The 17,117-nt window shown below is 70.8% G+C and carries 14 protein-coding genes and 3 pseudogenes; 12 read left to right on the top strand and 5 right to left on the bottom strand.

Annotated elements, in window-relative coordinates:
• Window position 1: 1 nt before the first annotated feature.
• The 4 genes from secF (at window position 2) to AC07A4_RS23935 (ending at window position 5,213) form a co-directional block, all read left to right on the top strand.
• A complete protein-coding gene (gene secF, locus AC07A4_RS23950; RefSeq protein WP_478602016.1) occupies window positions 2-1,147 on the top strand; it encodes a protein translocase subunit SecF in 1,146 nt (381 codons plus the stop codon).
• Window positions 1,144-1,683: an adenine phosphoribosyltransferase gene (locus tag AC07A4_RS23945; RefSeq protein WP_478602015.1), complete on the top strand. Its 540-nt coding sequence runs from the start codon at window positions 1,144-1,146 to the stop codon at window positions 1,681-1,683. The genes secF and AC07A4_RS23945 overlap by 4 nt, the downstream gene beginning before the upstream one ends.
• Before the next feature lie 239 nt (window positions 1,684-1,922).
• A complete protein-coding gene (locus tag AC07A4_RS23940; RefSeq protein ID WP_478602013.1) occupies window positions 1,923-2,366 on the top strand; it encodes a hypothetical protein in 444 nt (147 codons plus the stop codon).
• Window positions 2,367-2,693: 327 nt separating this feature from the next.
• Window positions 2,694-5,213: a RelA/SpoT family protein gene (locus AC07A4_RS23935; RefSeq protein WP_478602012.1), complete on the top strand. Its 2,520-nt coding sequence runs from the start codon at window positions 2,694-2,696 to the stop codon at window positions 5,211-5,213.
• Window positions 5,214-5,280: 67 nt separating this feature from the next.
• Here AC07A4_RS23935 and AC07A4_RS23930 read toward each other — a convergent pair whose 3' ends face one another.
• Both AC07A4_RS23930 and AC07A4_RS23925 read right to left on the bottom strand, forming a co-directional pair.
• A complete protein-coding gene (locus AC07A4_RS23930) occupies window positions 5,281-6,513 on the bottom strand; it encodes a DUF349 domain-containing protein (RefSeq protein WP_478602010.1) in 1,233 nt (410 codons plus the stop codon).
• Window positions 6,514-6,645: 132 nt separating this feature from the next.
• On the bottom strand, window positions 6,646-7,482 hold the full coding sequence (locus tag AC07A4_RS23925) for a peptidylprolyl isomerase (RefSeq protein WP_478602008.1): 837 nt from the start codon (window positions 7,480-7,482) through the stop codon (window positions 6,646-6,648).
• Window positions 7,483-7,685: 203 nt separating this feature from the next.
• Between AC07A4_RS23925 and AC07A4_RS23920 the strand changes: the two genes are divergently transcribed.
• The 4 genes and pseudogenes from AC07A4_RS23920 to AC07A4_RS23905 form a co-directional block, all read left to right on the top strand.
• The gene (locus tag AC07A4_RS23920) at window positions 7,686-8,399 is read left to right on the top strand and encodes an MBL fold metallo-hydrolase (RefSeq protein WP_478602006.1); all 714 of its coding nucleotides are present in this window, start codon (window positions 7,686-7,688) and stop codon (window positions 8,397-8,399) included.
• A gap of 14 nt (window positions 8,400-8,413) precedes the next feature.
• Window positions 8,414-9,676: a histidine--tRNA ligase gene (hisS, locus tag AC07A4_RS23915; protein ID WP_478602004.1), complete on the top strand. Its 1,263-nt coding sequence runs from the start codon at window positions 8,414-8,416 to the stop codon at window positions 9,674-9,676.
• Between the two features lie 228 nt (window positions 9,677-9,904).
• A complete protein-coding gene (locus AC07A4_RS23910) occupies window positions 9,905-10,063 on the top strand; it encodes a hypothetical protein (RefSeq protein WP_478602467.1) in 159 nt (52 codons plus the stop codon).
• A pseudogene (locus tag AC07A4_RS23905) lies at window positions 10,060-10,278 on the top strand (protein kinase domain-containing protein); the annotation flags it as partial. The gene AC07A4_RS23910 and the pseudogene AC07A4_RS23905, both read left to right, overlap by 4 nt.
• On the opposite strand, the pseudogene AC07A4_RS23900 reads toward AC07A4_RS23905, so the two are convergent.
• Window positions 10,242-10,689 (bottom strand): annotated as a pseudogene (locus AC07A4_RS23900) (ABC transporter permease); the annotation flags it as partial. The pseudogenes AC07A4_RS23905 and AC07A4_RS23900 overlap by 37 nt on opposite strands.
• A 164-nt stretch (window positions 10,690-10,853) precedes the next feature.
• Window positions 10,854-11,099 (bottom strand): annotated as a pseudogene (locus AC07A4_RS23895) (ATP-binding cassette domain-containing protein); the annotation flags it as partial.
• A 150-nt stretch (window positions 11,100-11,249) separates the two neighbouring features.
• Between AC07A4_RS23895 and AC07A4_RS23890 the strand changes: the two are divergent.
• The 3 genes from AC07A4_RS23890 (at window position 11,250) to rpsD (ending at window position 14,248) form a co-directional block, all read left to right on the top strand.
• Window positions 11,250-11,891 carry a vitamin K epoxide reductase family protein gene (locus AC07A4_RS23890; RefSeq protein WP_478602002.1) on the top strand — a complete coding sequence of 214 codons (642 nt, stop codon included), beginning with the start codon at window positions 11,250-11,252 and terminating at the stop codon, window positions 11,889-11,891.
• A gap of 57 nt (window positions 11,892-11,948) precedes the next feature.
• Window positions 11,949-13,304 (top strand): replication-associated recombination protein A, encoded by a 1,356-nt coding sequence (locus AC07A4_RS23885; protein WP_478602000.1) that lies wholly within the window; start codon window positions 11,949-11,951, stop codon window positions 13,302-13,304.
• A gap of 329 nt (window positions 13,305-13,633) precedes the next feature.
• Window positions 13,634-14,248, top strand: a complete 615-nt coding sequence (rpsD, locus tag AC07A4_RS23880; RefSeq protein WP_478601998.1) for a 30S ribosomal protein S4 — start codon at window positions 13,634-13,636, stop codon at window positions 14,246-14,248.
• A gap of 22 nt (window positions 14,249-14,270) precedes the next feature.
• Here the strand turns inward: rpsD and AC07A4_RS23875 are convergent, their stop codons facing one another.
• Window positions 14,271-16,472: an ATP-binding protein gene (locus AC07A4_RS23875; protein WP_478601996.1), complete on the bottom strand. Its 2,202-nt coding sequence runs from the start codon at window positions 16,470-16,472 to the stop codon at window positions 14,271-14,273.
• Window positions 16,473-16,682: 210 nt separating this feature from the next.
• On the opposite strand from AC07A4_RS23875, the gene AC07A4_RS23870 reads away from it, so the two are divergent.
• Window positions 16,683-17,111: a DUF948 domain-containing protein gene (locus AC07A4_RS23870; protein ID WP_478601995.1), complete on the top strand. Its 429-nt coding sequence runs from the start codon at window positions 16,683-16,685 to the stop codon at window positions 17,109-17,111.
• Window positions 17,112-17,117 lie beyond the last annotated feature (6 nt).

Below are 17,117 nucleotides of genomic sequence, written 5' to 3'. Positions count from 1 at the left end.
GATGTCGAAGCTCGGCAATCTCGGCGCCCGGCTCTACCGCGGCGAGGTCGGCTACGACTTCGTCGGCAAGCGCAAGATCTGGTACGGCATCTCGATCCTGATCACCATCACGGCCTTCGTGGCCGTGATGGTGCGGGGCCTGCACATGGGCATCGAGTTCGAGGGCGGCGCCGTCTTCAACACGCCCAAGACCAGCGTCTCGGCCGCCAAGGCCGAGGAGATCGCGGAGGACGTGTCCGGCCACCAGGCGATCGCGCAGCGCCTCGGCAACGACACCCTGCGCATCCAGATCAGCGGCGTGGACACCAAGAAGTCCGACCACATCAAGTCCGAGCTCGCCAAGGAGCTGGACGTGAAGGCGGACGACATCAACGCCGACCTGGTGGGCCCCAGCTGGGGTGACCAGATCGCCAACAAGGCCTGGCAGGGCCTGGCGATCTTCATGATCCTCGTCGTGGTCTATCTGGCGATCGCCTTCGAGTGGCGCATGGCCCTGGCCGCGCTCATCGCGCTGATCCACGACATCACGATCACCGTGGGCGTGTACGCGCTCGTCGGCTTCGAGGTGACGCCGGGCACGGTGATCGGTCTGCTCACCATCCTCGGTTACTCGCTGTACGACACGGTCGTGGTCTTCGACAGCCTGAAGGAACAGTCGAAGGACCTCGCGAAGCAGACCCGCTTCACCTACAGCGAGGTCGCCAACCGCTCCATCAACAGCACGCTGGTCCGGTCGATCAACACGACCGTCGTGGCGCTGCTTCCGGTGGCCGGTCTGCTGTTCATCGGCGGCGGCTTCCTCGGCGCGGGCATGCTGAACGACATCTCGCTGTCGCTGTTCGTCGGCCTCGCCGCGGGCGCGTACTCCTCGATCTTCATCGCGACCCCGCTGGTCGCCGATCTCAAGGAGACCGACCCGCAGATGAAGGCGCTGAAGAAGCGGGTGCTCGCCAAGCGCCGCGCGGCAGCCGCCAAGGGCGAGTCCACTGAGGCCCCGGCCCCGGGCGCCGACGCGATCGAGGACGCCGAGGACGGCACGGACGAGGACACCGACGACGCCGCACCCGCGGTCGTCGGCCCGCGCTCCGGCCGTACCCAGCCCACCCGCAACCGCGGCCGCGGCCGCCCGTCGGGCAAGCGCCGATGACCGAGACCAGGGAGCTGCTCCTCAGCCGCATCCGCGACGTGCCGGACTACCCGACGCCCGGTGTGATGTTCAAGGACATCACGCCGCTGCTCGCGGACCCGGCGGCGTTCACGGCCCTCACCGACGCCCTCGCCGCCCTGTGCGCGCGTACCGGCGCCACGAAGGTCGTCGGCCTGGAGGCGCGCGGCTTCATCCTCGGCGCCCCCGTCGCGCTGCGCGCCGGGCTCGGCTTCATCCCGGTCCGCAAGGCGGGCAAGCTCCCCGGAGCGACGCTCAGCCAGGCCTACGACCTGGAGTACGGCAGCGCCGAGATCGAGGTGCACGCCGAGGACCTCGCCGCGGGCGACCGCGTCATGGTCATCGACGACGTCCTCGCCACCGGCGGCACCGCCGAGGCCTCGCTGCGGCTGATCCGCCGTGCCGGCGCCGAGGTGGCCGGTGTGGCCGTCTTGATGGAGCTGGGCTTCCTGGGTGGAAGGGAGCGGCTGGTTCCTGCCTTGGACGGAGCTCCCCTGGAGGCACTGATTACCGTCTGAATGGATTCACCAGCTGATCGCACGGGCGTTCCGGTTTCCTTCCGGAGCGCCCGTCGCTGTTCGTGCTATCCATTTTCTCCATCGCTCTGATGTGCGTGGCCGCCCAGGCGGCAACGTGGCACGTTTCATATCCTTCTGATCGAGCCTCAGATCTTACTCAAGCCGCTTGGCAGTCTTGGGATTTCATGATCAAATGGATCTTGACTGCCCATAGGGGGATCTAAATTGGAGGATCGGACTTGATTTCGCACAAGATTGCTACGGGGGCAATTGCTTTGGCTTCGGTTGCCGCCATGGCTGCGAGCACGGCTCCGGCGAACGCAACTTCCAAGCCCACGGTGGAAAGCACCACGATCAAGGCCACCCCGAAGCCGATGGTTGCGAGCGGGTGCGGTGGCTGGAAGAACGCGGTGGGCATCCCTGGCCGATGGAGCAAGTCCAAGTGGAACTGCGATCTCATTGGCAGCCCTGGTCTTAAGGTGGGATACCGCTGGGTGGCTGAGCGTGGGACCCCCTGCATCAAGGTCAGGGGCTACGTCAAGGGTGGCCCGAAGGGTGCCAGGGAGAAGTGGTACAACGCGGGCTGCGGCAAGTCGGGGTACATCAAGAATGTGCCGTGGGGCTACGTGGCGTCTACGCGCGAGATCAAGATTAAGGGTTTCGCGATGCTGAAGTGGCAGTGAGCTGTCGCTGCTAGGTGAGGTGGAATCCAGATCGATCGGCTAATTTTGAGCTGCAGCATCTGATTCTGAATTCAACCTTCTATTGCAGGCTGAGCTGTCTCAAATCAAGTCCTGAGTGGTGTCACCTCGCTGCGTCGGTCGTGGCCTGAGGTGCGCGGGCCTTGGTCTGGAGGCTGGAGGCGGGCCCGGTGGAATCCGGTGCCCGCCTCTGGTGTTTCTCCAGTACGGAGCCGTCTCACCGGCCGAGGGCGAGCCGTCGGCCCAGGATCGATACCATGGGCACTTCGGGACCTGACCGGGGGACCCGATCGCGCACAGGGAGCGCTCTTGCCAGACGAGTCCCAGCCACTTGCCGCAGCCGAGTCCGCGCAGCAGACCCCGCGGGCCACGGCTCCCGCCGCCGCGCCCGCGCACCCGCAGCCAGGTGCCGCCGCCGGCGAAGCCGCCGAGCGCGGTGAGCGGAGCGCCGAGGAGCCCCGGCCCAAGCCGCCGGAGCGCCACCCGGCCCCCCAGCCCCCGGCCCGCCCCGCCACCGCCAAGCCCGAGCGCTCCGGCTCCTCCAACCGGGTCCGGGCCCGCCTGGCCCGCCTCGGCGTGCAGCGCTCCAACCCGTACAACCCGGTCCTTGAGCCCCTGCTGCGGATAGTGCGCGGCAACGACCCCAAGATCGAGACGGCGACGCTGCGCCAGATCGAGCGGGCCTACCAGGTCGCCGAGCGCTGGCACCGGGGCCAGAAGCGCAAGAGCGGCGATCCGTACATCACGCACCCGCTGGCCGTCACCACGATCCTCGCCGAGCTCGGCATGGACCCGGCCACGCTCATGGCGGGCCTGCTCCACGACACCGTCGAGGACACCGAGTACGGCCTGGAGCAGCTGCGCCGCGACTTCGGCGACCAGGTCGCCCTGCTCGTCGACGGCGTCACCAAGCTGGACAAGGTCAAGTTCGGCGAGGCCGCGCAGGCCGAGACCGTGCGCAAGATGGTCGTCGCCATGGCCAAGGACCCGCGCGTCCTGGTCATCAAGCTCGCCGACCGCCTGCACAACATGCGCACGATGCGCTATCTGAAGCGCGAGAAGCAGGAGAAGAAGGCCCGCGAGACGCTGGAGATCTACGCTCCCCTTGCGCATCGCCTGGGCATGAACACCATCAAGTGGGAGCTGGAGGACCTCGCCTTCGCGATCCTCTATCCCAAGATGTACGACGAGATCGTGCGGCTCGTCGCCGAGCGGGCGCCCAAGCGCGACGAGTACCTGGCCATAGTGACCGACGAGGTCCAGGCCGATCTGCGCGCCGCCCGCATCAAGGCCACCGTCACCGGCCGGCCGAAGCACTACTACAGCGTCTACCAGAAGATGATCGTGCGGGGCCGTGACTTCGCCGAGATCTACGACCTGGTGGGCATTCGTGTACTTGTCGACACCGTGCGTGACTGCTACGCCGCGCTCGGCACCGTGCACGCGCGCTGGAACCCGGTCCCCGGCCGGTTCAAGGACTACATCGCGATGCCCAAGTTCAACATGTACCAGTCGCTGCACACGACGGTCATCGGCCCCAACGGCAAGCCCGTCGAACTGCAGATTCGTACCTTCGACATGCACCGCCGCGCCGAGTACGGCATCGCCGCGCACTGGAAGTACAAGCAGGAGGCCGTCGCCGGCGCCTCCAAGGTGCGCACCGACGCCCCCAAGTCGTCCGGCAAGAAGGACGACCACCTCAACGACATGGCGTGGCTGCGCCAGCTCCTCGACTGGCAGAAGGAGACCGAGGACCCGGGCGAGTTCCTGGAGTCCCTGCGCTTCGACCTGTCGCGCAACGAGGTCTTCGTCTTCACCCCCAAGGGCGATGTCATCGCGCTCCCGGCGGGTGCCACTCCCGTGGACTTCTCGTACGCCGTGCACACCGAGGTCGGCCACCGCACCATAGGCGCCCGCGTCAACGGCCGCCTCGTGCCGCTCGAATCGACCCTGGACAACGGCGACCTGGTGGAGGTGTTCACCTCCAAGGCCGCGGGCGCGGGCCCGAGCCGCGACTGGCTCGGCTTCGTGAAGTCGCCCCGCGCGCGCAACAAGATCCGCGCCTGGTTCTCCAAGGAGCGCCGCGAGGAGGCCATCGAGCAGGGCAAGGACGCCATCGCGCGCGCCATGCGCAAGCAGAACCTGCCGATCCAGCGCATCCTCACCGGCGACTCCCTCGTCACGCTCGCGCACGAGATGCGCTACCCCGACATCTCCTCGCTGTACGCGGCGATCGGCGAGGGCCACGTCACCGCGCAGAGCGTCGTGCAGAAGCTCGTCCAGGCCCTCGGCGGCGAGGAGGCCGCCAACGAGGACATCGCCGAGAGCGCGCCGCCCTCGCGCGGCCGCACCAAGCGCCGCTCCAGCGCCGACCCGGGCGTCGTCGTCAAGGGCGTCGACGACGTGTGGGTGAAGCTGGCCCGCTGCTGCACGCCCGTGCCCGGCGACCCCATCATCGGCTTCGTCACGCGCGGCAGTGGCGTATCGGTTCACCGCAGCGACTGCGTGAACGTGGACTCGCTGTCGAGGGAGCCCGAGCGCATCCTCGAAGTCGAGTGGGCGCCCACGCAGTCCTCGGTGTTCCTTGTCGCCATCCAGGTCGAGGCCCTGGACCGCTCGCGGCTGCTCTCGGACGTCACGCGCATCCTCTCGGACCAGCACGTGAACATCCTGTCGGCGGCCGTGCAGACCTCCCGCGACCGCGTCGCCACCTCCCGCTTCACCTTCGAGATGGGCGACCCCAAGCACCTGGGGCACGTCCTGAAGGCGGTCAGGGGAGTGGAGGGCGTCTACGACGTGTACCGGGTGACGTCGGCGCGCAGGCCCTGACCCGCCCCGCACACGGGTCCGCCCCCGGCGCCGTGCGCCGGGGGCGGACCCATGTCGTGCGTGGGCGTCAGCCGCCGAACTCGTGCAGACCCTTCAGGGCCTGGTCGAGGAGCGCCTGGCGGCCGTCGAGCTCCTTCTGGAGCTTGTCGGCCTTGGCGTTGTTGCCCGCCGCGCGCGCGGCCTCGATCTGGCCCGTCAGCTTGTCCACGGCGGCCTGGAGCTGGCCGGTCAGACCCGCGGCGCGCGCCCGCGCCTCCGGGTTCGTCCGGCGCCACTCGGCCTCCTCGGACTCCTGCAGGGCCCGCTCCACGGCGTGCATCCGGCCCTCGACCTTCGGCCGGGCGTCACGCGGGACGTGGCCGATGGCCTCCCAGCGCTCGTTGATGGAGCGGAACGCGGCCCGGGCCGCCTTCAGATCCGTCACCGGGACGAGCTTCTCGGCCTCGTCGGCGAGCTCCTCCTTGAGCTTGAGGTTCTCCCCCTGCTCGGCGTCGCGCTCGGCGAAGACCGCGCTGCGCGCCGCGAAGAACACGTCCTGGGCGCCGCGGAAGCGGTTCCACAGCTCGTCCTCGTGCTCGCGCTGGGCGCGGCCCGCCGCCTTCCAGTCGGCCATCAGCTCGCGGTAGCGCGCGGCCGTGGGGCCCCAGTCCGCCGAGTTCGAAAGCGCCTCGGCCTCCGCGACCAGCTTCTCCTTGGTCTTGCGGGCGTCCTCGCGCTGCGCGTCCAGCTGCGCGAAGTGGGCCTTGCGGCGCTTGGAGAACGCCGAGCGGGCGTGCGAGAAGCGGTGCCACAGTTCGTCATCGGACTTGCGGTCCAGGCGCGGCAGGCCCTTCCAGGTGTCCACGAGCGCCCGCAGGCGCTCCCCAGCGGCCCGCCACTGCTCGCTCTGCGCGAGCTCCTCGGCCTCCGCGACCAGCGCGTCCTTGGCGTGCCGCGCCTCGTCCGACTGCTTGGCCTTCTGCGCCTTGCGCTCCTCGCGGCGCGCCTCGACCGACGCGACGAGCTTGTCGAGCCGCTTGCTCAGGGCGTCCAGGTCGCCCACGGCGTGTGCCTCGTCGACCTGCTGGCGCAGGTGGTCGATGGCGACCGTCGCGTCCTTGGCCGACAGGTCGGTCGTCTGCACCCGGCGCTCGAGAAGTCCGATCTCGACGACCAGACCGTCGTACTTGCGCTCGAAATAGGCCAGGGCCTCATCGGGAGATCCTGCCTGCCACGATCCGACCACTCGCTCGCCGCCGTCGGCCGTACGCACGTACACGGTCCCCGTCTCATCGACGCGGCCCCACGGGTCGCTGCTCACAGCGCCTCCTCCACATGATGCCTGCACAAGGCCACGGGCCTCCGGCATCGTCCACAGTTTCGTCACCGCCAACATAGGCGAACGGCGGGGCGGCTGTCCGCATCCAGCGCGAGCGAAATTCGCCGCTCCGGGTCAGGACTTGCGGACGGTGGCCTTGTCGATGACGACGGTCGCGTTCGGCGCCCCGTCGCCCTGCCCGGAACTCTCGCCCGCGGCGGCGATCTTCTTCAGGACCTTCATGCCGGACGCGGAGACGGTCCCGAACGGTGTGTAGTCGGGCGGCAGCTGACTGTCCTGGTAGACGAGGAAGAACTGGCTGCCGCCGGTGTCGCGGCCCTTCTTCTTCTGGGCGTCGTAGCGGTTGGCCATCGCCACCGTGCCCGCCGGGTACACCTTGCCCTTCAGCCGCTCGTCCTTGAGGTTCTCGTCCGGGATGGAGTAGCCGGGGGTGCCCTGGCCGGTGCCCTTGGGGTCGCCGCACTGCAGCACGTTGACGTTGCCCGCGGTGAGCCGGTGGCACGCGGTGTGGTCCAAGTACCCCTTGTTCACCAGGAAGTCGAAGGAGTTGACCGTGCGCGGGGCCTTCGCCGCGTCCAGGGCGAGATCGATGTCACCGCACGTCGTGGCGAGCTTCATCGTGTACGCGGCCGACTTGTCGATGGTCAGCGCGGGCTCCTTCGTGAAGCTCAGCGGCTTGACCTTGCCCGGGGCGGCCTTGCGGCACGGGTCCGCGGGCTTGCTGGACTTGCTCGGCGTGGGGTCCGCGGCCGCGTCGTCGTGCGTGGAGCCGCCGTCGTCGAAGGCACCCGCCGCGTAGGAGACGGCGCCGCCGGCCACCACCACGGCGAGCGCGCCCGCGATCACCGCGTTGCGCAGGCGCCGACGCCGCCGCGCGGCCTCCCGCCGTGCCTCCTGCCGCAGGAACTTCTCCCGCGCGAGCTGCTTGCGCCGCTGCTGCTGGCTGACCACCGGGCCCACTCCTCGAACGTCTCGTACGTCTCATGCGCCGGGTACGCGCGCGTACGTCATCTGCTGTCGTCGGCGCGCGGCACGAGGGGCCGCGCGTGCCCGTACCGTATATGGGTTAGCTGTGGAATCGGCAGCGCCGGTAGGCTCTGGACCGCCGCAATCTCCGCAGCCACCTCCGCCGTACGACGAAACGAAGGACGATCGTGCTCATTGCCGGGTTTCCCGCCGGGGCCTGGGGCACCAACTGCTATCTGGTCGCCCCCGCCGCAGGCGAGGAGTGCGTGATCATCGATCCGGGCCACCAGGCCGCCGCGGGCGTCGAGGAAGCGCTCAGGAAGCATCGGCTCAAGCCCGTCGCCGTGGTCCTCACGCACGGCCACATCGACCACGTCGCCTCGGTCGTCCCGGTCTGCGGCGCGCACGACGTGCCCGCCTGGATCCACCCCGAGGACCGGTACATGATGGCCGACCCGGAGAAGGCCCTCGGCCGCGCCTTCGGCGCCCAGCTCATGGGGGAGCTGACCGTGGGGGAGCCGGACGACGTGCGGGAGCTCACGGACGGCGCGAAGCTGGACCTCGCCGGTCTGGAGCTGACCGTGTCCCACGCCCCCGGCCATACCAAGGGGTCGGTGACCTTCGGGATGCCCGAGGCGCAGGACATCCCTCCGGTCCTGTTCTCGGGCGACCTGCTCTTCGCCGGCTCCATCGGACGCACCGACTTCCCCGGTGGCTCCATGGACGACATGCGCGCGTCGCTGGCCCGAGTGGTCCTGCCGCTCGACGACTCGACCGTGGTGCTTCCCGGACACAACCAGCAGACGACCATCGGCCAGGAGCGCGCCACCAACCCGTATCTGCGGCAGGTGGCCGCCGGCCTGGGCGCGGACGGCCCGTTCGCCCCTCGACGAGGAATGTGACGAGAGAACCCCCAGTGAGCACCTTCAAGGCCCCCAAGGGCACGTACGACCTCCTTCCGCCCGACTCCGCGACCTACCTCGCGGTGCGCGAGGCGATCGCCGCCCCGCTGCGCGACTCCGGGTACGGCTATGTGGAGACGCCCGGCTTCGAGAACGTCGAGCTGTTCTCGCGCGGCGTGGGCGAGTCCACCGACATCGTCTCCAAGGAGATGTACGCCTTCGAGACCAAGGGCGGCGACAAGCTGGCCCTGCGCCCCGAAGGCACCGCCTCCGTGCTGCGCGCCGCCCTCGAGGCCAACCTGCACAAGGCGGGCAACCTCCCGGTCAAGCTCTGGTACTCGGGCTCGTACTACCGCTACGAGCGCCCGCAGAAGGGCCGCTACCGCCACTTCTCGCAGGTCGGTGCCGAGGCCATCGGCGCCGAGGACCCGGCGCTCGACGCCGAGCTGATCATCCTGGCCGACCAGGCGTACCGCTCGCTCGGCCTCAGCGAGTTCCGCATCCTGCTGAACTCCCTCGGCGACAAGGAGTGCCGCCCCGTCTACCGGGCCGCGCTCCAGGACTTCCTGCGCGCGCTCGACCTGGACGAGGAGACGCGCCGCCGCATCGAGATCAACCCGCTGCGCGTCCTCGACGACAAGCGTCCCGACGTGCAGCGGCAGCTCGTCGGCGCCCCGCTCCTGCGCGACTACCTGTGCGATGCCTGCAAGGCGTACCACGAGGAGGTGCGCGAGCTCCTGACGGCCGCGGGCGTCACCTACGAGGACGACCCGAAGCTGGTCCGCGGCCTCGACTACTACACGCGCACCACCTTCGAGTTCGTGCACGACGGCCTCGGCTCGCAGTCCGCCGTCGGCGGCGGCGGCCGCTACGACGGCCTCTCCGAGATGATCGGCGGCCCCGCGCTGCCGTCCGTCGGCTGGGCCCTCGGCGTCGACCGCACGGTGCTCGCCCTCCAGGCCGAGGGCATCACCCTCGACCTGCCCGCGGCCACCAGCGTGTTCGCGGTGCCGCTCGGCGAGGAGGCGCGACGGATCCTGTTCGGCAAGGTCACCGAGCTGCGCCGGGCGGGGGTCGCCACCGACTTCTCCTTCGGCGGCAAGGGCCTGAAGGCGGCGATGAAGGCCGCCAACCGGTCCGGCGCGCGGTACGCCCTCGTCGCGGGCGAGCGCGACCTCGCCGACGGCGTCGTGCAGCTCAAGGACATGGAGTCCGGCGAGCAGGAGGCCATCGCGCTGGACGGCCTGGTCGAGACGGTGCGGGCGAAGCTCGTCTGAACCACCCCGCCGACCGGCTCGGGGGCCCGGAGCGCCAAGGCGCTCCGGGCCCTTACGCGTCCACCACCGGTCCGGTTCACCGGGTCCCACGGGACCGAGGGGGAGGACCGATGGCGTTATGGGGCGTGGGAACGCGACTGCGGGACGGGCGCTAGGTGTTGAGCGGCGTGCTCGGTGAGGGCGGCATGGCCACCGTCTTCCGCGCCGACGACACCGCTGCACCGCCCCGTGGCGATCAAGGTCATGGACGGCACCCTCAGCAAGGACGCCGCCTTCCGGCGCCGCTTCCGGCGCGAGGCGCACACGGTGGCCGCGCTCAGCCATCCGCACGTCGTGGCGGTGCATGACATCGGCGAGCACGAGGTGCCGGACGGGGATTCGCGGTGAGCCACGCCAAGGGCGTCGTCCACCGGGACGTGAAGCCCGCCAACGCGATGCTCACCGCGGACGGCGCGTGCAAGGTGATGGACTTCGGGATCGCTCGCGCGACGGAAGCCGCGTCGACCCATCTGACCAGGACCGGACTCGTGCTCGGGACCGTGCCGTACCTGGCTCCTGAGCAGGCCACCGGCACAGACGTCGACGCCCGCGCGGACGTCGGCACCGTGCTGATCGCGATGCCGAGCAGCGCGCACCCGGTCAGGCCGAGCACGAAGACCCAGCCGAAGGTGAACCAGGCCCCCGCGTCCCGCGCAGGCGGCGCAGCACCTGCTCGTCGCGCTCGACAGTGATGGAGACGCCGAGGGACTGGAAGCTCGTCGACATGACGCCCGCCACGATCATCGCGGGGACGTACAGCTGCGAGGCCGTGATGCCCGCGCCCGCCACGTCGTCGTTGAAGACCGACGCGGACGGAACAGGAACATGATCGGGAACGCGAAGGTGAAGACCACCTGGTCGCGCTGGCGGAAGAACTGCTTCAGCTCCAGCGCGCCCCGGCTAAGACCGAGGCTCCACACTCCCGGGGGCCGCTCGGTCGTGGCGGTGGCGTCACTCTTGAGTACGGTCGTCACCGTGCGTCCTCCCGTCCGGTCAGGCGCAGATACGCGTCCTCCAGGGTCGGATGGCCCACGCGCAGGCCGGGGACCTCGCCGCCGAAGCGGGCCATGAGCTCGGCCCACCGCGCGGGCCGGGGTCGCCGTGCGCACGGCACGCGGGCCGCCGCCGGGTTCGGTCCCCTCCACGACGGGCTCGCCGCCGCGGCGGCGTCGGCGCCGAGCACCCGCACCTCGCCCGCGTCCCGCGCGCGGTGCCCCTGCAGGATCTCCACGGTGGTGCTCTTGCCCGCGCCGTTCGGGCCGAGGACGCCGAAGACCTCGCTGTACCTCACGGACAGGTCGAGTCCGTCGACGGCGTTCACGCCCCCGTAGGCCTTGCGCAGCCCCCGCACGGCGACGGCCAGTTGGTGCTCGTTGCTCGTCATGCCGTCGAGGTTCCCGCCGTCCCGAACGCCCGGGGACCCCCATCCGTACTGGCTCATGTCCATCGAACGATGGACACATAGCCACGTACGGCACAATGACCCTGCCCGCAGGCCACCACGAGCGACGGAAACGGCGTGATGAGCGAACCGATGTCAGTAAAGGTGTCAGTCAAGGACGGCGCCGCCTCCGGCGAGGACCGCGGGGGCGAGACGGGATCCGTCGGCGGGAGCCGGGCGTTCGCGCTGCTGCTGGTGATCACGGGTGCGGCGGGACTGCTCGCCTCCTGGGTGATCACGCTGGACAAGTTCGAGCTCCTGAAGGACCCGAACTACACGCCGGGGTGCAGCATCAACCCCGTCGTCGCCTGCGGCAGCATCATGAAGAGCGACCAGGCCGAGGCCTTCGGGTTCCCGAACCCGATGCTGGGCCTCGCCGCCTACGCCGTGGTGATCGGCGTCGGCATGAGCCTCCTTGGCCGGGCGCGGTTCCCGCGCTGGTACTGGCTGACGTTCAACGCGGGCACGGCCTTCGGAGTGGCCTTCTGCACCTGGCTGATGTTCCAGTCGCTGTACCGCATCAACGCGCTGTGCCTGTGGTGCTGCCTCGCCTGGGCGGCCACCCTCCTCATGTTCTGGTACGTCACGTCGTTCAACGTCCGCAACGGCTTCCTGCCCGCGCCGCGCTGGGTGAAGACGTTCTTCGAGGACTTCACCTGGGCCCTGCCCGTCATGCACCTCGGCGTCATCGCCGTGCTGATCCTCACCCGGTGGGGCGCCGACCTCTGGGCCTGACCGCCCGCCAGGGCCGCCCCGGCCTGATTGTCAGTGGGGTGACATAGGGTTCTGGACGTGGAGCCCGACCTGTTCACCGCCGCCGCAGAGGACCGCCAGGAGAAGGACCCGGCGAGCAGTCCGCTGGCCGTCCGGATGCGCCCGCGCACGATCGACGAGGTCGTGGGCCAGCAGCACCTGCTGCGCCCGGGATCGCCCTTGCGCCGCCTCGTCGGCGAGGGCGGCGGCGGCCCCGCCGGGCCGTCCTCGGTGTTCCTGTGGGGCCCGCCCGGCATCGGCAAGACGACGCTCGCGTACGTGGTCTCCAAGGCCACGAACAAGCGGTTCGTGGAGCTCTCCGCGATCACCGCGGGCGTCAAGGAGGTCCGCGCGGTCATCGACGGCGCCCGCCGGGCCATGGGCGGCCACGGCAAGGAGACGGTGCTCTTCCTCGACGAGATCCACCGCTTCAGCAAGGCCCAGCAGGACTCCCTGCTCCCGGCCGTCGAGAACCGCTGGGTGACGCTGATCGCGGCGACCACCGAGAATCCGTACTTCTCGGTGATCTCCCCCCTCCTGTCCCGCTCCCTGCTCCTGACGCTCGAACCGCTCACGGACGACGACCTGCGGGGCCTGCTGCGGCGGGCGCTCACCGAGGAGCGCGGCCTCGGCGGCGCGGTCACCCTGCCCGAGGACGCCGAGGCCCATCTGCTGCGCATCGCGGGCGGGGACGCGCGCCGGGCCCTGACCGCCCTGGAGGCGGGCGCGGGCGCGGCCCTCGCCAAGGGCGAGGGGGAGATCACCCTCCAGACCCTGGAGGAGTCGGTCGACCGCGCGGCGGTGAAGTACGACCGCGCCGGCGACCAGCACTACGACGTGGCGAGCGCCCTCATCAAGTCCATCCGCGGCTCGGACGTGGACGCCGCGCTGCACTATCTGGCCCGGATGATCGAGGCGGGCGAGGACCCCCGGTTCATCGCCCGCCGCCTGATGATCTCCGCCAGCGAGGACATCGGCCTCGCCGACCCGGGCGCCCTGCCGATCGCCGTCGCCGCCGCCCAGGCCGTCGCCATGATCGGCTTCCCGGAGGCCGCGCTCACCCTCAGCCACGCCACGATCGCCCTCGCCCTCGCCCCGAAGTCGAACGCCGCGACGACGGCGATCGGCGCCGCCCTGGAAGACGTCCGCAAGGGCTTCGCGGGCCCCGTCCCGCCCCATCTGCGCGACGGCCACTACAAGGGCGCGGCCAAGCTCGGCCACGCCCAGGGATACGTGTATCCCCACGACCTCCCCGAAGGCATCGCCGCCCAGGAGTACGCCCCTGAGGCGCTCAAGGACCGCGAGTACTACACCCCCACCCGCCACGGCACCGAGGCGAGGTACGCGGACGCGGTGGAGTGGACCAGGAAGCACCTCGGTCGCAAGCGCCCCTGAGCTGCCTGTACAATTCCTCGGAGCGCTGCGTCCCGCGTCCGGTTCTCCGTAACCGGCACCACCAGAGCGGGACATCCAGCCGGAGACCCGGCCCCCGGGCAGGGGTCTCCAGGAGCGTCGCGCACCGTCGAAGGTGTCGCGGGCAGCCCACCACCCTCCCGGAATCCCGGGAAACGGTCGGTGGGCCACTCGCGTGCTGCACGTATGTGCCCAGACCAGGGAGCGGCTGCCGGGCGAGTCCCAGGACCCGCCGGGTTTCCCAGGCTGCGGATGTGACCTCCCCTAACCCTGGTGAAGCCGATCACGTACAGAACAGAGGTGTTTGGTTCATGGCGAACCAGTCCCGCCCCAAGGTCAAGAAGTCGCGTGCCCTCGGCATCGCGCTGACCCCGAAGGCCGTCAAGTACTTCGAGGCCCGCCCCTACCCGCCGGGCGAGCACGGCCGCGGCCGCAAGCAGAACTCGGACTACAAGGTCCGTCTGCTCGAGAAGCAGCGTCTGCGCGCGCAGTACGACGTGTCCGAGCGCCAGCTCGTCCGCGCCTACGAGCGTGCCTCCAAGGTCCAGGGCAAGACCGGTGAGGCCCTGATCGTGGAGCTCGAGCGCCGTCTCGACGCCCTGGTCCTGCGTTCGGGCATCGCCCGCACGATCTACCAGGCCCGTCAGATGGTCGTCCACGGCCACATCGAGGTCAACGGCCACAAGGTCGACAAGCCGTCCTTCCGCGTGAAGCCGGACGACGTCGTCATGGTCCGCGAGCGCAGCCGCCAGAAGCCGCTGTTCGAGGTCGCGCGCGAGGGTGGCTTCGCCGCCGACGGCGAGACCCCGCGCTACCTCCAGGTGAACCTGAAGGCCCTGGCCTTCCGCCTGGACCGCGAGCCGAACCGCAAGGAGATCCCCGTGATCTGCGACGAGCAGCTCGTCGTCGAGTACTACGCCCGCTGACCCGGACGTAGCTCACCTCGCTTCAGCCCGCCGTCTCCCCTCCCTTCGTGGTCGGGGAGGCGGCGGGTTCGCGCGTTCGTGGGACCGGTGCGCCCCCGCGCCGGGCCCACGGCCCGCCGGGAGCCGCCGCGGGCCCGCGGCTCAGGGCGCGGGCCACCGCGGCGTCCGGCGCGAGCCCCGCGCCGAGCCGCAGCTGCGCCTCGTAGCGCGCGTCGCCGAGCACCTCCCGCGCCCGCGCCTCGCACAGCGCGTGCGGGCCGCCGAAGTACCGGGAGCCGAACAGCGGCAGCCCCACCGACGGCCACATCCGCGACGCCGCGCCCTGCAGCAGCGCCGCCTCCGCCGCGTCGCCCTCGGTGGCCGTGAACAGCGCGAGCAGTTCCATCGCCAGGACCGTGCCCAGCAGATCGTTGAAGGCGTGGTCGAGGTCGAGGCACTCGGAGACCAGGTCGCGGGCCAGCTCCCGCTCGCCGCGCGTCCACGCCGCGTACCCGAGGACGTACAGGGCATAGGCAAGCGCCCAGCGCTCCCCGTGGTCCTCGCAGACCCGCCGCACGTCCTCGCACAGCTCCACCGCGTCCGCGAGGGAGCCCTGGAAGGCCAGTGTCATCGCCAGTTCCACCTGGCCCATCAGCACGTTGCTGTTCAGCTCGCCGATCCGCTGGTACTCCCGCAGGGCCGTTCGCAGCAGCCGCTCCGCGCGCGGCATGTCGTCCGTGACAAGGGCGAGACAGCCCAGGCGGTGCGTCGCGTAGGCCGCCGCGACGGCGCTGCCCGTGTGCTCCGCCGAGTCCTGGCACTCCTGGAGCGCGCACAGCGCCGGAATCGTGTCGCCCTGCAGGATCGCCACGTAGCCGAGCACCCACAGCGCCTTCTGCCGCGACTCCTCGTGGCTGCCCTCGAGCTCCACGGCCCGGTCCAGCCAGTGCCTGCCCTCCGCGAGCCGCCCGCAGCCCACCCAGCAGAACCACAGCGTGCCCGCCAGGTACTGGCCGAGGTGCGTCTCCTCCGGCTCGGTCAGACAGAACTCAAGAGCGGCCCGCAGATTGGGCAGCTCGCACTCCACGAGCGTGGCGATCGCCTCCTGCCGGGGCGAGAACCAGTCGAGCTCGCACCAGGTGGCGAGCCCCATGTACCAGTCGCGGTGCCTACGCCGAAGGAGCGCCGTGTCCCCCGTGGCGGCCAGCCAGTCCGCGCCATAGGCCCGGACCGTGTCGAGCATGCGGTAGCGCACGCCCGTGGGGCTCTCCTCGCGGGTGAGGACGGACTGTGCGAGCAACTCGTCCACGACGTCGAGCACGTCGTCCGCGGGCAGCCCGTCGCCGCTGCACACGTACTCCACCGCCTCCAGGTCGAAGGGCCCGGAGAACACCGCGAGCCGCGCCCACAGCAGCCGCTCCCTCGGCGTGCACAGCTCGTGGCTCCAGCCGATGGCCGTCCGCAGCGTCTGGTGCCGGGCCGGAGCGTCGCGCCGGGCACTGGCGAGCACCCGGAAGCGGTCGTCCAGGCGGGCCAGCAGCTGCGCGGGCGCCAGCGCGCGCAGCCGCCCCGCCGCCAGCTCCAGGGCGAGCGGGATGCCGTCCAGGCGGCGGCACAGCTCCAGGACCTCCGTGCGGCGGTCGCCGTCCAGGGCGAAGCCGGGCACGCAGGCCGCCGCCCGGTCCGCGAACAGGGCCGCCGCGTCCTCCTCCGGCATCGGGGCCAGCGGCAGCACCCGCTCGCCCACCGTGCCGAGCGGCCTGCGGCCCGCCGCGAGCACCCGCAGGTCCGGGCAGCGAAGCAGCAGGTCCCGCACGAGCGAGGCGGTGGCGTCCACCAGGTGCTCGAACCCGTCGACCACGAGCAGCAACTCCCTCCCCGCGAGCCGCTCGAGCAGCACCTGGCGCGGATCGCGCCGGGTGTGGTCGGTCAGCTCCAGGGCGCTGGCGAGGGCGTGTTCCACCAGGCTCGCGTCCCGCACCGGCGCCAGCTCCACCAGCCAGGCGCCGTCGCGCGGGGCGGCGGTGGCGGCCGCCCGCACCGCGAGCCGCGACTTGCCGACCCCGCCGACCCCGGTCACCGTCACCAGGCGTCCCGCGGTGAACGCGTCGGCCACCGCGCGCAGTTCGTCCGCGCGCCCGACGAAGGCGGTGAGCTCGGCGGGCAGGTTCCCGGGGGCGGCGGCCGCGGGGGAGGCGCTTGCTGAATCGTTCCGACGGTCGGCCGGGCGCTGAGGGCGTCGCATGAAGCACGGAGCGTACTCAGGCGTACGCGGTCCGTACAATCAGTGCGCGCCGACCATGCGCGCACCCCCTCGTATCGCAAGTGCCGTGTGCGGTAATGCGGTACGGAGTCGGGGCCCCGGCGCGATAGGGTCGGAGCACGACTTTTCGACGTTCGACGACCTTGGAACCCACCGGGGAATCCAGGGCGGTGTCTCAGGGAGCGGTGCGCAGTGTCCGGTGGAGAGGTGGCCGGGATCCTGGTGGCCGTCTTCTGGGCGATTCTGGTCTCCTTCCTGGCGGTCGCGCTGGCGAGGCTGGCGCAGACGCTCAGGGCGACCACCAAGCTCGTCGCGGACGTGACCGAGCAGGCGGTGCCGCTGCTCGCGGACGCGTCGAGCGCGGTGCGCTCCGCCCAGACCCAGATCGACCGCGTGGACGCCATCGCGTCCGACGTCCAGGAAGTCACGTCGAACGCGTCGGCGCTGTCCACGACCGTGGCCTCCACCTTCGGCGGCCCCCTCGTGAAGGTCGCCGCGTTCGGCTACGGCGTGCGCCAGGCGCTCGGCCGTAAGGAAGTGCCCGCCAAGCCGTCCCGTCGTACGGTGATCGTGGGCCGCACCCTCCCGTCCGCGCGGCGGGGCAAGCGGAAGAAGGACTGACGCAGC

This window comes from Streptomyces sp. NPDC043996 (assembly GCF_056435225.1).
The sequence above is the reverse complement of the archived record's forward strand: the minus strand, read 5'-3'. Positions and strand labels throughout refer to the sequence as shown.

Excerpts from the sequence above, each read along its gene's own strand:
- secF (WP_478602016.1), top strand. The coding sequence starts at position 2 with ATGTCGAAGCTCGGCAATCTCGGCGCCCGGCTCTACCGCGGCGAGGTC.
- AC07A4_RS23945 (WP_478602015.1), top strand. The coding sequence starts at position 1,144 with ATGACCGAGACCAGGGAGCTGCTCCTCAGCCGCATCCGCGACGTGCCG.
- AC07A4_RS23890 (WP_478602002.1), top strand. The coding sequence starts at position 11,250 with ATGTCAGTAAAGGTGTCAGTCAAGGACGGCGCCGCCTCCGGCGAGGAC.
- rpsD (WP_478601998.1), top strand. The coding sequence starts at position 13,634 with ATGGCGAACCAGTCCCGCCCCAAGGTCAAGAAGTCGCGTGCCCTCGGC.
- AC07A4_RS23875 (WP_478601996.1), bottom strand. The coding sequence starts at position 16,472 with ATGCGACGCCCTCAGCGCCCGGCCGACCGTCGGAACGATTCAGCAAGC.